Raw genomic sequence first — 16,343 nt, 5'->3', positions numbered from 1 at the left:
TCAAGTGTAAGTTATCAGCATACTGTTGTCGTCGCTGAGTTGTTTTACAATGCATATATTGCATTCTTTTGTATTGGTTAATCTACTTTATGAGTTCTTCAAATTCAGCCTTGAACCACCTTGCTATTGCTCGCGACATTTTATTGACGCCATTTGGTCTGGACGACCATAAATTGTCGAAAGTGCTTGGTTCTATGTTCACTCACCGTGTGGACTATGCTGATCTGTATTTTCAGTTCACTCGCAGCGAAGGCTGGAGTCTTGAGGAAGGTATAGTCAAAACCGGCAGTTTTTCGATTGACCAGGGTGTTGGTGTTCGCGCTGTTTCAGGTGATAAGACCGCCTTTGCTTACTCCGATGAAATTTCTGAAAAGGCTTTGTCTGACGCAGCCAAAGCAACCAGAACGATTGCGGTTCAGGGCGCTGGCAAAATTAAAGTGGCTTCCGCTTTACACGGAATTCAGGGGCGGGATTTATATTTGCGTGATGATCCTCTGCATTCTCTTGATGCAAATGAAAAAGTGCGTTTGCTTGAGCGTATAGAAAAAATTGCGCGGGCAAAAGATCCGCGCATCGTACAGGTGATGGCATCGCTGGCTGGCGAGTATGACGTTATTCTGGTTGCCCGCAGTGATGGTGCGCTGGCGGCAGATATACGCCCTCTGGTACGCGTTTCCCTGACCGTGATTGCGGAGCAGAATGGTCGCCGTGAAATGGGTTCCAGCGGTGGCGGCGGTCGTTATGATTACTCTTATTTTTCCGATGTTTTGCTTGAACAGTATGCAGATGAAGCAGTGAAATCGGCGCTGGTAAATCTGGATGCCCGTCCTGCGCCGGCGGGACCGATGACGGTAGTACTTGGGCCAGGCTGGCCTGGTGTGCTGCTGCACGAAGCGATAGGGCACGGTCTGGAAGGCGACTTCAATCGCAAAGGATCCAGTACGTTTTCTGGCCGTATCGGTGAACGTGTTGCGGCAAAAGGTGTGACAGTTGTTGATGACGGTACGATGCAACATCGCCGCGGTTCGCTCAATATTGACGATGAAGGTAATCCTACGCAATGCAGCACGCTGATTGAAGACGGCATACTGAAGGGATACATGCAGGACACGATGAACGCGCGTCTGATGAAAATGGCCGTCACTGGTAATGCCCGGCGCGAATCGTTCGCGCATTTACCTATGCCGCGCATGACCAACACCTATATGCTGGCCGGAGATAAAGATCCGGCTGAGATTCTTGCTTCTGTGAAAAACGGCTTATATGCAGTGAATTTTGGCGGTGGTCAGGTTGACATCACCAATGGCAAATTTGTGTTCTCTGCCAGCGAAGCCTACATGATAGAAAACGGTAAGCTTAGTTATCCGGTCAAAGGCGCAACCCTGATCGGTAACGGACCTGAAGTACTTAACCACGTGTCTATGATAGGTAATGATTTACGACTCGATTCCGGTATTGGCGTGTGTGGAAAAGAAGGGCAGAGTCTGCCGGTTGGTGTTGGTCAGCCGAGTCTGCGTATTGATGGCCTGACCGTCGGTGGGACTGCGTAATTTTGCGATCGGTTTTCTGGTTTTGATTGAGGACAACGCCCCATGTTTGTGATCGCTGTTGTTTCAGCAAAAGGTGGCGTAGGAAAGACTACGCTGTCAGCCAACCTTGCGGTTGGTATTGCGCAGCGTGGTCACCCCACTCTGGTGGTTGATCTCGATCCGCAGAATGCGCTGCAATGGCATCTCGGCGGGCTGGATCAGAACGAATGCAAGGGGATCAGTGCATTGACCGGTACACGCACCAGACTTGCAGGTGTGACACATGCAAGCCCTTATCATGTTTATTTTTCTCCTTATGGACGTGGCGGAGAGGTGCAGCGTCAGCGTTTTGAGAGTATTTTGGAAAAACAAGATGATTGGCTACGCGGTAAGTTACAAAAAGCGAATTTGTCAGAAAACGCGATTGTGTTGTTGGATACCCCACCTGGGCCTTCTGTATATCTGAAGCAGGCAATTCATGCCGCAGATTATGTTCTTGCCGTGGTGCTGGCTGATGCGGCGTCGTACTCGACCTTGCCAGAAATGGAAGAACTGATCTCTGCGTATGGACCACCAAGCGCGCAGGTGACAGGATCCGCCTATGTGATTAATCAATCGGCAAAGCGGCAATTGGCGCAAGATGTATTGGCACTGTTTCACACACAATTAGGTGAGCGTATGGTGCCTTGGGTCATACCGGAAGACGCTGAGGTTGAAGAGGCTTTGGCCTACGAGTGTCCACTTCTGCATTATCGCCCGGATAATCCGGCCACAAAGAAAATACAGTCTGTCGTCGATTGGCTGCTTTTGCATGCCCCAAAATCTCATTGAATGAAAAAATTTCCTCCTCTTTTTTTCTCTGCTTGAGTGGGCGGTTGGACGACATCCACTCTGTATCTGAAGATCTGCCCCACGAAAAACCTTTTGCGTTTGCCAGCTTATATAGATAGTTAATCCATATAAGCGAGCTATCAGAAAATAAAAATCAATTAATTGCCAATGTAATAATGTTTTTTATCATGTGTCATGGTCAAATGCCGGGTAATTGTAAGTAAATGAAATGACTATTTACTTCTGACGGATTCTGATCTAACGCAAACTAATGTTTTTGCTTTGAAACTTATTTAGAAAAAATGACTCTGCATTGATGTTTGGATATTCCTAATTATAAATTGTTGACATTTGTTTACTGTGTATCGCTAGACGATCAATTCTGCTGGGTGTTAAAGTTTCAGGCGATGAATCTGGCTTTGTTGCAGACGCCGGGTGCAGAAAGAACAGCAAAATAATGAATGGAAGTGTTTAGTATGTTGAAGAAAAATCTGCAGTATTACGAGTCTCAACAGTGCTCGAATCAATGGAGAACATTTCTTGCTGCGTTTTCTGCTGAGTTTGCCTCTAAAGGCGAGGTGTCTGATTTGCGGGCGTTTATGTATCAGATGGGGCGGACCATGGCAGCCGCTTTTCCGGCGCTCAACGGCAGTAGTTTGCAAGTACTTGAGGATGGTATTAATTCTCACTGGTCGCAAATCGATTGGGGCTGGGTGGAACTGATAGAGCAAGCAGAGAGTCTCGTTGTTGAGCACCATGCTTCTCCGTTGAAAGTGGCTTTTGGTGAGGATGCGCTGGTATGGTCGTCCGCGCTACTCGAAGGTGTTTATGCACAATTGTTTGATAATCTTGGAATGGACAAATCACTTTGCTTAACGCAGCGCGGTGATGCTTTGGAAGATGGTCAGTTGTTTGTTTTTGAACTAAAGAAACAGCTCAATGAGCCGACATATTTCACGCGTCGTTGATTGTCGGATAAAGATGTATTAAGTATTGAAAAGGGCTGTAAAGATTATGGATGATGACGTTAAAAATCTTTTTCAAAAGTTTGGGCAACCAGCGACAGCATACCAAGAGATAAATCGAGACGTGGAGAGTGAGCAAGCTAAAAAGCGCTGGCCGCTTTTACGTGATGTCAGGGTGCATGCAATTCCTGACAACTCGATGCCCGAAGACATGGAACCGCTCCCGGTGCCGCAAGCCTCGCCATCAATAAGGCCAGAAATTATGCCCGGAATTGATCGTAAGCCAGTGTTAAAAGAAAGTATTGGTAGCAGTTCTCATGGAGCGAGTGATATTTTCGGCAGAAAACAAGAACTTACACCGACAGAGTCGGTCGTTGCTGTTCCTGAAAAGATCAATGGCTCTGCAAGCTTATTCAGATCTGAGCGTCAGCAAAAAGCCACTTTATTCCAGACGGATGAGCAACTGCAACAAAACAGCAGTTTGTTTCGCCGTTTGCCTGCGGATGCAGTGAGCGCGCAAGGGAATGGGTCTGGCTCTCAGGAAAAAGTAGCAGTTTTACCTGTTCATGCAGATAAACATCAAGCTGTCTCTGACATTTTTAAACGACTGGCTAAGCAACCGGAGCCAGCTAAAACCGTTGATACGCCAGTGAATTCCTTTTTCAAAAAAATCTTCAAATCATGAGGATAGTTGCAGTCATTTCTCCCAAAGGAGGGGTAGGAAAGACAACGGTCACGGCGAACCTCGCGGCATCGCTTGCGCGCATGGGCGCTAAGGTAGTTGTGTTAGATTTGGATCCGCAGAATGCGCTGAGATTGCATTTCGGAATACCTTACGAGGATGCTTCCGGAATCGCGATCCGAAATCTGGCAGACGATCGCTGGTCGCATGTGTTGTACCAAAGTACTTATGGCGTTGACTTCTTACCATATGGAACGGTGGAAGAAGATCAGCGGGCGATATTTGAAGATGCGGTCAGGAAAAATCCGGATTGGTTGCTTTCCCATTTGCAGAATTTATTTCTGGAGCCGGAGACCGTCGTTTTAATTGATACGCCGCCGGGTCCAAGCATTTATTTGCAGCAAGTGCTCAGTGTCGCGCATATCGGGCTGGTTGTGCTGAAGCCTGACGCTGCTTCATATTCGACTATCCCTTCGATTGAGTCCTTGATTCAATATTACACCGCAGGAAGAAAAGACTTTCTCGGCTACTGTTATGTCTTGAATCAAATGGATGCCTCAAGACAATTATGCCGTGATGTCCATGGCATGCTGCGGACAACGCTGGGAGACAAATTTGTTCCTTCCACGATACATAAGGATGAAGCCGTGAGCGAGGCGCTGGCGTGCCAGATGCCGGTTTCTTACTACGCACAACACAGTTCAGCGACACATGATGTGCAGCAACTTGCTGCATGGCTGCAGGAAAATTTTGGACTGATTGATTAATGCGCTCAATACTGAACTCCAGATATTTATACGGCCGGCTCAATGAGTTTGGGCGATTGATGGTTAACTGGTCCGGGTGGAATTCGAAGTTACCCCGCGTGTTGGCGTTGATTGTTGCCGCCGTGCTGTTCTGGATTTCGATCAGTATTCCAATGGAGTTGCCATATCAGACTTTTTTCTCGGCAGTGATATTTTCTACCGCGATGTATTTACGCCGGTACACAGGAACGCTGATTTCACTGATCATGGTGATGTTTTCCGTCAGCGCAACCAGCCGTTATATTTACTGGCGGGTCAATTACACGATAGATACTGAAAATCTGGTCGATTTGTTTTTTGCGCTGGTACTGATTCTGGCAGAAGTTTACGCGTGGCTGGTGTTGCTGTTGGGATATCTGCAAACTGCCTGGCCTCTGAGGCGCAAACCTGTCATCTTACCGACCGATACATCAAGCTGGCCAGTTGTTGATCTGTTTATTCCGACATATAACGAAGATTTGGCCGTCGTCAAACCGACCGTCATGGCGGCGATGGGCATAGACTGGCCTAAAGATAAATTGAATATCATTATTCTGGACGATGGGCGGCGTCCGGAATTTGCTGAGTTTGCTGAGACGATTGGTGTCCAGTGTTTTACGCGCTCGGATAATAACCACGCCAAAGCAGGCAACATTAACGCAGCGCTGAAGCGCACCACGGGTGAATTTGTCGCGATTTTTGACTGCGATCACATGCCGACCCGCTCGTTTTTGCAATACACGATGGGATGGTTTCTGGTCGATCCGAAACTGGCGATGATACAGACGCCCCATCATTTTTTGTCACCCGACCCGTTCGAGAGAAATCTGCATACGTTCCGACATGTACCCAACGAAGGCGAGCTGTTTTACGGCTTGATTCAGGATGGAAATGATTTATGGAACGCGACTTTCTTTTGTGGCTCCTGCGCAATTTTGCGGCGTACTTATCTGGAAGAGATTGGTGGTATCGCCGTTGAAACCGTGACTGAAGATGCGCACACCGCATTAAAAATGCAGCGGCTTGGATATAACACGGCGTATCTGGCACTGCCACAAGCGGCGGGGCTGGCAACCGAAAGTTTGTCTGCGCACGTGGGTCAACGCATACGCTGGGCGCGTGGAATGGCGCAGATTTTCAGGGTGGATAATCCTCTGCTTGGTAAAGGGCTGACTTTTGGTCAGCGACTTTGCTACAGCAACGCGATGCTACATTTCTTTTACGGTCTGCCGCGCATGGTTTTCCTGTTGGCACCCATCTCGTATCTGTTTTTTGAAGTTCACATCATCAAGGCATCAGCGATTTCTATTGCGGCATATTCCTTGCCACATTTGCTGCACGCCAACTTGACCAACTCCCGTATTCAGGGCGCTCACCGGCATTCATTCTGGGCTGAAGTCTATGAGGCAACGCTTGCCTGGTATATCTTCCGGCCAACGATGGTGGCGTTGATTAATCCAAAATTAGGTAAGTTCAACGTAACCGCAAAAGGTGGTTTAGTTGAAGAGGAACACTTTGACTGGGTGATTTCTAAACCCTATCTGGTGATGCTGGCCTTGAATATTTTAGGTTTCATCGTCGGTATCGGACGGGCAATCTGGTGGAATAGCTATGAGCTCGACACAGTTTTGCTGAACATGTTATGGACGATTTATAACCTGATTATTCTTGGCGCGACTCTCGCCGTGGCAACTGAGTCCAAGCAGGTACGGCGCTCGCACCGCGTCCGTGCAGAATTGAGCGCCACATTGCGTTTGCCAAACGGACACTCCTTTGTTTGTCAGACCGAGGATTTCTCTATGGGTGGAATGTCACTCAAAGTACCCGAGGGTTTCAAAATGGAAAAAGGCCAAGAGGCAATGATTTCGCTGTATGGCACCAATGGCGAATGTTTATTTCCATCGAAAGTCATTTTCTCAAAAGAGAATTTATTGAGTCTGCAATTTCTGGATCTGAGTTTACAGCAACAGATGGATCTGATCAGTTGCACAATTGGCCGGGCAGACGTTTGGTTGAATTGGTCCGAGGAACGCGATCTGGATCATCCTTTGAATGGTTTAAAAGAAATTGCCTTTCATAGTATGCGTGGTTTTATCCGGTTCGGAGCCGGATTGAGGCAATACTTAGGAAAAAGCGCTTAGCACATGAATACACTTACTGAAGCGAACATTGTGAAAAACATGAAATCAACATTGCCTTGGAAAAAAACTGTCAAAACCACGCTTGCCCTGGCAATTGCATTTGGCATGAGTGTGACGGCGCATGATGACGTTTTTGCGAAATCGAAGCGCGCAAAATCTGCTGAAGCGCAAACGGAAGAAACGGAAAAAACACTGGCAAGTGATGCCTCTGCCGTTGTTTCAACACCAGTTCCTGGCCAAAAAGTGTATACCATCAGCCTCAAGCAGATGGGGCAGGGCTCGAATATCGAATTGCGTGGTGTTGAAGGTGAGCGTACATTTCCTTTCACAGTCCGCAGTGACGAAGTGATTACTTCGGCAAAAATACGTTATGGCATTGCGTATTCGCCAGCGCTGTTGCCGGACTTATCCCATATCAAAGTTTCGGTTAACAATGAGCTGGTCAGCGTTGTGCCCCTGCCGAAAGATAATCCTAAGGGGATCGTCCGCGAAGATAATATCGATCCACGGTTTTTTGCAGACTTTAATCAGCTCAGTTTCAAACTGATAGGGCATTACACCAGAGAATGTGAAGACCCATATCATTCCAGTTTGTGGGCGAAAATCAGTAATACGACGCAATTGGAGCTGACCGTCAGCACAATCGATCTGGCGAATGATCTGGCGCTGTTGCCTGGGCCATTCTTTGACAAGCGCGACTCCAAATTGCTGGAGTTACCGTTTGTGTTACCGAGCGGCGCATCATTGGAATTGTTGCGCAATGCCGGTGTTGTTGCTTCCTGGTTTGGTCAGTTGGCGTCCTATCGCGGTGCTCGTTTCCCGGTCGCTGACGGTATGCCTAAATCGCATGCGATCGTATTTGCAACGACAAAGGAAGCACCCGCCGGTGTGCAATTACCTGTAATTAATGGTCCGACCTTGATGGTGGTACCAAATCCGCAAAACCCGAAAACAAAGTTGTTGTTAGTTTTAGGACGTGACAATGCAGAGCTGAAAATTGCGACGCAAGCGTTGACACTGGGACAAACGGCATTGGCAGGTCAGACGGCGATTATCCGTAACTTTAAAGAGCCCGCGCTGCGTAAAGCCTATGATGCGCCTAAATGGCTGCCAACTTCGCGGCCGGTTAAATTCGGCGAACTGACCCCGCTGCAAAGTTTGCAGGTGAATGGCCTGACGCCCGATCTGATCCGGATTAACATGCGGGTGGCACCTGACTTGTTCACCTGGCAGACCGAGGGTGTTCCTATGGATCTGCGCTATCGCTTCACACCCAGACCAACGATAGACAAGTCGACGTTAAATATCGGTATTAATGATGGTTTTGTCCGCGCATTGTCTTTGTCTGGTGCAGAACCGGAAAAAGGTAAGATCAAAGAATCTGTGATGCTTTTCTTCAAGTCGGGCTTGCGTTACGCTCAGGAGGAGATACAAGTACCGACATTCAGAATCGGTGCAGAAAATCAACTGCAATTTCACTTCTTCTATGACTATCCTAAGCAAGGCGCTTGTAAAGATGTGTATCTGGATAACGTGCGGTCTACGATTGACCCGGATTCGACCATAGATTTTTCACACATGCCGCATTACGCGACATACCCCAACCTTGCCTACATTGCGAATGCCGGCTTCCCGTTTACCAAATTGGCAGATTTATCTGAAACGGCTGTCATTCTTCCTGAGCGCGCCAGTAATCAGGAGCTGGAAGTCTTTTTCAATCTGATGGGGCGTATGGGGGAATCAACCGGCTATCCGGTCACTAACAATACCGTGATCTACGGTAACGATGTCGAAAAACACAGCAATAAAGATTTGCTCGTGATAGCGACTAACGGTAACCAGCCTCTGCTGAAACAATGGTCAAAATATATGCCACTGACCATTGATGAAACAGGGAATCGTTTGCAATTGCCGACCGGATTTTTACGTGTTCTGGCGCGCTGGGCTGGTAAAGATCTGGATGAACTCGAGCGTAAATCCGGCGAAATGTTAGCCAGCACCGGAAGTGCATTTGGCACCGTTATGCAGTTTGAATCGCCATTGTCTGGCGGTCACAGCGTCGTCGTCGTGACTTCTGGCAGCCCCCGTGGCTTACTGGATGTGACAGATGGTTTGAATAAAGCCGATCTTCGCAGCCAATTCCAGGGCGATCTGGTGTTGATTAAAGGTGATAAGGTCATCAATGCATTGATCGGTAACACCTATTATTCCGGTCATCTGCCTTTATGGACCTGGCTGAAGTGGAATCTCTCAACAAAACCTGTCTTGCTGATTGCTTTCCTGATGTTGGCGTCATTGATTGCCGCCGCTTTACTGTTCCGTTATTTACGGAAAAAGGCAGCCCAGCGCTTGAAGGCGAATGAGCCCAAAGATCAACATTGATACATCAAAAATAACTGAATAAAAGAGTAAATTTACGCAGGCAGACCACATTGTTGTGGTCTGCCTGTTTATAATTTAATGCCAGTTTTAAAGCAGATTTCAAAATCTCCAATTGAGGTAGAGATCGCTTCATCAAAGTGTTGAATAGGGGATGGTAATGGTTTTCAAAAGAAAAGCGATGGCGTTGGCGCTTTTAGCGATGTGTGTGGAATGCAGCACTGCTTTTGCAAACTCTCCTCTGACCCAGAAATTAGTTGAACAGGCACATTTTTGGGAGCAACGTGGTCGTGACGATAACGCCGCCGATGCCTGGCGTAAGGTACTGAAAGTCGATGCGAATAATATTGAGGCATTGGTCGCACTGGGTATATTCGACGCTCACAGCGGCAATGCTGATTTAGCGAAAAATCACCTTGATAAGCTGAAAGAAATCAAAGCAGGCAGTGCGCAAATTCGTCTGGTAGAAAAAGCGATCAGTCTCGGTACTGCCGGGGGCAAGTCTCAGCTTGAAAATGCCAGAAGACTGGCGCAGCAAGGCGATACCGAAGCCGCGGCGGACAGTTATCGTATGATCGGCGATGCGTCCCGCCTGAAAGGTGATGCGGCGCTTGAATATTATCAGGTGCTGGCCGGTACTAAATCTGGTTATGCCGAGGCAAAACGCGGCCTTGAAAAACTGGCGAAAGAAAATCCCTCCAACCATAAATATGCTTTGGCTTATGCGCAAACGCTGACTTACCGCGATGCCAGCAGACCGGAAGGCCTAGCCTTGCTGGAGAGTCTGACCAGTAAAGCTGACGTATCCAGGCAGGCGGAAGAGGCATGGCGTCAGGCATTAACCTGGATGGGGCTGCAAAGCAGCAACAGTAAGTATTTCCGGAACTATCTGGAAAAACACCCGCAGGATAAAACCATACAAGACAAACTTGCGAGCGTGAATCGTCCGGTCAGGAATGATGCGCAGGAAGAGCGTCGTCCCGTGAATAAGCCGAAGCCTGAGAGTCCTTTAGCAAAAGGATCTGCAATCGGGTTTAAAGCGCTGGATGCCAATGATGTGCCGACGGCAGAGAAAGAATTCCAGTCACTGATCAAATCTCATCCTAAAGATCCTGTTGGTTATGGTGGCATGGGGCTGGTCAAAATGCGCCAGGAAGAATTTATTGAAGCGCGTAAATTCCTGCAAAAAGCCTTAGATTTTTCATCCGCAAAAGCCAAATCGAATTGGAAGCAAGCATTTGATGGTGCCAATTATTGGGCACTGATCGAAGATGCACGCACCGCTTTTGAAGATGCTGACAGCGTAAAAGGGATCGCCTTATTGCGTAAAGCAGTTGAGATCAATGGCACCGAGCCATCCGGACTTTTACAACTCGCCGATGCGTTGCAGGCTGAAAACGATATGGCTGGCGCAGAAGAAAACTTTAAGCGTGTTTTTAATGCAGATAAAAAAGAAATGCGCGCGCTCGATGGCCTGATCGGGATTTATGTTTTGCAGAAGCGGCTCAGTGATCTGGAGGCGCTCGGTGAATATTTATTACCTCGTCACCTCGCGATCGTCGCGAATCTGAAGTCTGAACAAATGGCGGCTCAGGCCAAGCAACTTGAAGCAGCAGGCGATATCGTCGGCGCGCAAAGGGTGTTGGAAGACGCGATTCTGATCAAGCCGGAAGATGCCTGGTTAAGAATGTCGCTGGCCAAAATTTATCTGAAACGGAACATGGCACCGCAGGCGCAGGCATTGTTAGATGCGCTGACCAATGTTGAAAAGCCCGATGCAGAGGCGCTTTATGTCAGCGCCTTGCTCAGTCAGATGCAGCAGCTCTGGTGGGAGGGTTTGCAAACATTGGAGCGCGTCCCTGCTAACGCGCGCAAACCAGAAATGTTTGCCTTGCAAAAGCAATTATGGATACGCGTCCAGCTTGACCGTATCGATCTTCTGAACAAACGTGGGTATGTCGATCAGGTCAGGGAAATCCTGACACAGATTGAAGCTGCCGCAGGAACAGATAACGAGTACATCGGCACTCTTGCGGCCTTGTACATCAAGTTAGGCGATACCGAACGCGGTTTTGCCATGATACGGCAGGCGGTACAAAATACGCAGCAACCTTCCGCCAGCCTTTTGCTGCAATACGCCAGCACCTTGATGCAGGCGAATCAGGAAGCCGAGCTGGAAGCCGTCATGCGTAAGGTGGCAGCGATGCCGAAATTGCAGGAGGATGAAATTAAATCCTTTAAGCAATTACAAAAGGCATTGTCCATGCGTTACTCCGAGCGCGCCAGAGAAGCAAAAGACTACGCGGCGGCTTATGCTTATATCCAGCCTTATCTGATAGAGACGCCGGACGATAATTTATTGCTGCTGACGTTGGCGCGTATTTATTCGTCTGCTGGTGACAGCGAACCGGCAAAAGAGTTGTACACCAAAGTACTGGAAACCGATCCGGATAATCCCGAGGTATTACAAGGACTGGTATTCGCAGCAATACAGATCAAAGATTTCAGTGGCGCCGAAAACTACCTTGATAAATTAATGCGCATGCAGCCAGAGAATCCGCGCTTTATTGCGCTGGCGGGGAATGTTGCACGGGCACAGGGGCATAACGGCAAAGCCTTAGGCTACTTCAAAAAAGCACTGGCACTGGAACAGGCGCAGCGCCCATTGTCCGGCGCAGGTGTTGATGGTTTGCGTCTGGTCACACCAGGTTCGGTTGCTAACAACCTCAACAATTTCAAAGTCAATCCTTTTGCCGAACGTAAGGCTGACGCTGTTCCGGCGGTGACGCAAGTCGCAGCACCAGTAACAGCATCAGCGAGTGCGCCAGCGACGCCCACGCCACCGGTATTGAAAGAGGTGCCACAACTTGCACCGCAATATGCTGCCGCGGCGAAGCCTGCAAGTGCAACATCCGTAGTGGTCGCGCCGGTCTCTGCAACACCGCTTGTTGCGAATGGAGTTACCCCCGGTTCGACAAGTACATCAGGTACAACAACTACGACAGCTATACCCGCCGCCGTCAGTAACTCAACTGGCGTGGCTGTTGCTGGCAATGCCGGCAGCAAACCAGTGAACGCGCCGGCATTACTCAGCGTGCCTGCTGCGCCACCAGTATCTCAGGGTTCTGCGGTGATCCGCAGTAACCCTTTACCACTAGCAAAGCCTGTAGCAGGAAATGCAGTTAGCGGAGCCGAGGTAAAAAAAGTCTCACCGCTATCATCTGCCAAGTCAACGGCACCTGTCAGTGCAGAAGAGGCCGCGCTGATCAAAGAGATTGATGCGCTCAATGAGCTTAATCGTTCTGAAGTCACCGCCGGATTTGCTGCCCGCGCACGCAGCGGACAAAGCGGTTTATCGCAGTTGAAGGATCTGGAAACACCGATAGAAGCACATATCACTACCTTGGGTTATGGCCAGTTTGGCCTGAAGGTGATTCCGGTTGTGATTGATGCCGGTACCTTGCAACTGAATGATGCCAATATCGCAGGTCAGTTCGGTCGCAATACGATACTCAATGAACAGGCCAAATTCGCAAAAGTCGCTTTTTCAACGCAGGCCAGAACGCGCGGCTTATCAGATGCGTCTTCGATAGAGCAGGTGGCGAGAGGAGTTGCGCTGAATCTGAGTTATGAATTAGCCGGCGTGAAGCTCGATGTCGGTTCCAGTCCTTTGAACTTCCCTATCCAGAATGTCGTCGGCGGGCTGCGCTGGAGCACGCAGTCGGACGGTCTGAATTTCAGTGCAGAAGTGTCCCGTCGTTCTGTGACGGATAGTTATCTGTCGTATGCAGGAGCAAAAGACAGCCTGTACGGGCTGAACTGGGGTGGCGTCACCAGAAACGGCTTGCGTCTGGATGCGTCCTACGATGGCGAGGATGGCGGTGTTTACGGAGCGCTTGGCCTGTATGGCATCAATGGTAAAAACGTCGTTAAAAACACGATGGTCGATGCTGGTGCCGGTATTTACTGGCGTGCTTACCGGACCAAAGACACCACAGTCACAACGGGGCTCGGCCTGAATTCGAGTTTCTATAAAAAGAATCTGCGTTACTTCACTTACGGTCACGGTGGGTATTTCAGCCCGCAATCGTATGTCGCTCTGAATGTGCCGCTGGAAATCAGCGGACGTTATGGCAAGTTGTCGTATCAGGCCGGTGCTTCGGTTGGTGTCCAGCATTTCCGCGAAGATGCGGCACCGTATTACCCTTTGATCAGTGCAGATCAGACCGAACTGGAATTATTTGCGGCGGCGAATCCGGCACTGAATATCGCCAGCAGCTATGCGGGGCAGTCGCATACCGGATTGCAATACAAAATTTCCGGCGCATTAGAGTATTTGCTGTCGCCGCATTTTACTTTGGGCGGCAGGTTGTCTGCCGATAATTCCGGTGACTTTACCGATGCCAGCGGCATGCTGTATATCCGTTACACGTTCGAGCCACGGCGAGGTCAGGTCTCGTTCCCGCCGATTGCGCCTAAGCCTTACTATCTGGGAAATTGACCGATGAAAACTATCATGAATACCTTGATCGTTGCGTCGACAACGTTGCTGTTATCAACCCAGGTAAGTGCTGCGGATTTACAGGCAGAAGGGCGGGTACATCTGGCTGAAGGGGATGCCGCTGCAGCCAGTAAAAAATTTGCTGAAGCGGCGAAAGTAAATCCATTTGATGCATCCGCATTAAATAATCAGGCGGTGTCTCTTGCTGCGCAAGGCGATTATGAAAACGCGCTGAATTTGCTGGAGCGCGCCGTCCGGCTTAATCCTGAGCGTCGTGATATTGCGACAAATCTGACCAGTATGCGGCAATGGATGGGGCGTAACGTACCGCAAGTGAAATTGAAAGAGCAGAGCAAACCCATCATGAATGTGTATCCTGAAGGTGATATTCCGCCGGAACCACCAGCGCTCTGGAAAAAATAAATACGAATTGGCGGGATTTGGCTTGCCAATTGCTGATTTTTGATGCAATATCAATGCCGAACTTTTTAAGTTTTATCAAAATTTAATATAGCGATTCAAGCTAAACGCCTAATTTATGAAACTTGCGCACTTCTTTTTCTTTTTTTACTTTAGCTATTCCAAGCCACAGGCGGTCGGAAGAAGGTAAGCGCACAAAGAAAAAAAGCTCAACCAGATTTCTGAAAAAACCGCCAGTCATGGCGGTTTTTTTTTGCCACAAATTCAACCATTTGCACTTATTTATACTTGAAAGACACAGGAGAGAACATGCACCGTACCGATGATTTACGCATACGCGAAATGAAAGAACTGGTTCCACCTTCACATTTGATCCGTGAGTTTGCCTGTTCTGTGAAAGCCTCTGAAACCGCAGCGCATGCGCGCACCGCCTTACACAATATTCTGCACGGCAAAGATGATCGCCTGATGGTGGTGATTGGTCCTTGCTCGATTCACGATACCAAAGCTGCGATGGAATACGCACGTCGTCTGGCGGAGCAGCGCACGCGTTTTGCCGGTGAATTAGAAATCGTCATGCGCGTGTATTTCGAAAAACCGCGCACTACCGTCGGCTGGAAAGGCTTGATTAACGATCCGTACATGGATAACAGCTTCCGCATCAATGATGGCCTGCGTATCGCGCGTGAACTGCTGCTCAATATCAATGAACTCGGCTTGCCTGCCGGTACTGAATTTCTCGATGTGATCAGCCCGCAGTATATTGCTGACCTGATCAGTTGGGGTGCCATCGGTGCCCGCACCACAGAATCGCAAGTTCACCGTGAACTGGCATCAGGTTTGTCTTGCCCGGTTGGTTTTAAGAATGGCACCGACGGCAATGTCAAAATTGCGGTCGATGCGATCAAGGCATCTTCGCAGTCGCATCATTTTTTATCAGTGACAAAAGGCGGTCATTCAGCGATTGTTTCGACCAATGGTAACGAAGATTGTCACATTATTCTGCGCGGTGGAAAAACGCCGAATTACGATGCAGCGAGTGTCGATGCTGCCTGCAAGGATATTGCGAAAGCCGGTCTGGCTGCGCGCCTGATGATCGATGCATCGCATGCCAACAGCTCGAAAAATCCAGCGAACCAGATTCCGGTCTGTGCGGATATCGGCGCTCAGCTTGCTGCTGGCGACACGCGTATTGTCGGCGTGATGGTTGAGTCACATCTGGTGGCCGGACGTCAGGATCTGGTTCCGGGTCAGGAGTTGGTGTACGGTCAGTCTGTGACCGATGGTTGTATCGACTGGGATTCCAGTGTCAAGGTATTGGAAGGTCTGGCAGCGGCGGTCAGACAGCGTCGCGTAGTTGAGGCGCAACCAGCGTAAGTGCTGCCTTATTGGTGTCTGTGACCCTGATCAGAAACGTTTGCTCAGGGTCATCTGATCGCCTTCGCGACGCATTTCCATGCGGTTCAGAAACGACATGCCCAGCAAAGGCATCGTCAGGCCTGCTTCGATGACGGACGCATCCACCTGATGTAATTCGATGTCACCGATCTTGATCGTATCGAGCTTGATCAGATACGTATTGACGACGCCACCAGCCGTATTGGCCCGTCCCATGCGACCCGCTTTGTAATTCAGACCAATGCGCGTCGCGTCGGCTGCTGGCAAAGCGATCAGGCTGGCGCCGGTATCGACCATCATATTCACACTGACGCCGTTGATCATCGCGGGGGCCATAAAATGCCCGCGGTCACCCGCTTTCAGAACCACGCTGTTACCGCTGCTGGCGGCCGAGCGGTGCACGGTTTGCCCCATCACCAGCACGTAGCGTTTGCCGTTGCTGACGATGGTGGCCGATTCGCGATCCGCATCAACCAGTTTCGTATCACTGCTCAGCGCGCTGCCTACCGCATAAGCCTTGGGCGGCGCGCCATCGACCACCAGTATCGCCTTGCCCGGGAATAAACCGACCACACCGACGTCCGTTGCGAAGGACGTCAGTGAACACAATAAAAGAGGCAGCAGGGCAAAGCGTTTCATGGTGACTTTCGGTGTGAGGTCGGAAGGCGGAACGAAGCGGATATCACGGGACATCGTGCAATATCGTCCAAGA

At 49.4% G+C, this 16,343-nt stretch carries 12 protein-coding genes; 10 read left to right on the top strand and 2 right to left on the bottom strand.

Features of this window, described 5'->3' with window-relative positions:
• The first annotated feature begins 89 nt into the window (after positions 1 to 89).
• The 9 genes from tldD to H8K29_RS05270 all read left to right on the top strand — a co-directional run bounded on the left by tldD (position 90) and on the right by H8K29_RS05270 (position 14,236).
• Positions 90 to 1,550, top strand: a complete 1,461-nt coding sequence (tldD, locus tag H8K29_RS05310) for a metalloprotease TldD (RefSeq protein WP_186896729.1) — start codon at positions 90 to 92, stop codon at positions 1,548 to 1,550.
• Between the two features lie 42 nt (positions 1,551 to 1,592).
• Positions 1,593 to 2,360, top strand: a complete 768-nt coding sequence (bcsQ, locus tag H8K29_RS05305) for a cellulose biosynthesis protein BcsQ (protein ID WP_186883185.1) — start codon at positions 1,593 to 1,595, stop codon at positions 2,358 to 2,360.
• Positions 2,361 to 2,836: 476 nt separating this feature from the next.
• Positions 2,837 to 3,328, top strand: a complete 492-nt coding sequence (locus H8K29_RS05300) for a cellulose biosynthesis protein BcsD (protein WP_186883186.1) — start codon at positions 2,837 to 2,839, stop codon at positions 3,326 to 3,328.
• Between the two features lie 46 nt (positions 3,329 to 3,374).
• Entirely contained in the window at positions 3,375 to 4,010 is a 636-nt protein-coding gene (bcsP, locus tag H8K29_RS05295) for a cellulose biosynthesis protein BcsP (protein WP_186896728.1), read from the top strand.
• Entirely contained in the window at positions 4,007 to 4,774 is a 768-nt protein-coding gene (bcsQ, locus tag H8K29_RS05290) for a cellulose biosynthesis protein BcsQ (RefSeq protein ID WP_186896727.1), read from the top strand. Before bcsP ends, bcsQ (H8K29_RS05290) begins: the two co-directional genes overlap by 4 nt.
• A gap of 59 nt (positions 4,775 to 4,833) precedes the next feature.
• The gene (gene bcsA / locus H8K29_RS05285) at positions 4,834 to 6,933 is read left to right on the top strand and encodes a UDP-forming cellulose synthase catalytic subunit (RefSeq protein ID WP_255423267.1); all 2,100 of its coding nucleotides are present in this window, start codon (positions 4,834 to 4,836) and stop codon (positions 6,931 to 6,933) included.
• A gap of 3 nt (positions 6,934 to 6,936) precedes the next feature.
• The gene (bcsB, locus tag H8K29_RS05280; protein WP_186896725.1) at positions 6,937 to 9,315 is read left to right on the top strand and encodes a cellulose biosynthesis cyclic di-GMP-binding regulatory protein BcsB; all 2,379 of its coding nucleotides are present in this window, start codon (positions 6,937 to 6,939) and stop codon (positions 9,313 to 9,315) included.
• A 157-nt stretch (positions 9,316 to 9,472) separates the two neighbouring features.
• Complete coding sequence (locus tag H8K29_RS05275; protein WP_186896724.1) at positions 9,473 to 13,813, top strand: cellulose synthase subunit BcsC-related outer membrane protein; 4,341 nt, start codon at positions 9,473 to 9,475, stop codon at positions 13,811 to 13,813.
• Between the two features lie 3 nt (positions 13,814 to 13,816).
• Positions 13,817 to 14,236 (top strand): tetratricopeptide repeat protein, encoded by a 420-nt coding sequence (locus tag H8K29_RS05270; protein ID WP_186896723.1) that lies wholly within the window; start codon positions 13,817 to 13,819, stop codon positions 14,234 to 14,236.
• A 100-nt stretch (positions 14,237 to 14,336) separates the two neighbouring features.
• Here H8K29_RS05270 and H8K29_RS05265 read toward each other — a convergent pair whose 3' ends face one another.
• Entirely contained in the window at positions 14,337 to 14,474 is a 138-nt protein-coding gene (locus tag H8K29_RS05265) for a hypothetical protein (RefSeq protein ID WP_186883193.1), read from the bottom strand.
• Between the two features lie 68 nt (positions 14,475 to 14,542).
• Between H8K29_RS05265 and aroG the strand changes: the two genes are divergently transcribed.
• A complete protein-coding gene (aroG, locus tag H8K29_RS05260; RefSeq protein WP_186896722.1) occupies positions 14,543 to 15,610 on the top strand; it encodes a 3-deoxy-7-phosphoheptulonate synthase AroG in 1,068 nt (355 codons plus the stop codon).
• A 30-nt stretch (positions 15,611 to 15,640) separates the two neighbouring features.
• Here the strand turns inward: aroG and H8K29_RS05255 are convergent, their stop codons facing one another.
• Positions 15,641 to 16,324 carry a TIGR02281 family clan AA aspartic protease gene (locus H8K29_RS05255; protein WP_255423266.1) on the bottom strand — a complete coding sequence of 228 codons (684 nt, stop codon included), beginning with the start codon at positions 16,322 to 16,324 and terminating at the stop codon, positions 15,641 to 15,643.
• Between the last annotated feature and the right edge of the window lie 19 nt (positions 16,325 to 16,343).

This window comes from Undibacterium sp. CY21W, from assembly GCF_014284265.1.
Lineage (GTDB): Bacteria > Pseudomonadota > Gammaproteobacteria > Burkholderiales > Burkholderiaceae_D > Undibacterium > Undibacterium aquatile.
The sequence above is the reverse complement of the archived record's forward strand: the minus strand, read 5'-3'. Positions and strand labels throughout refer to the sequence as shown.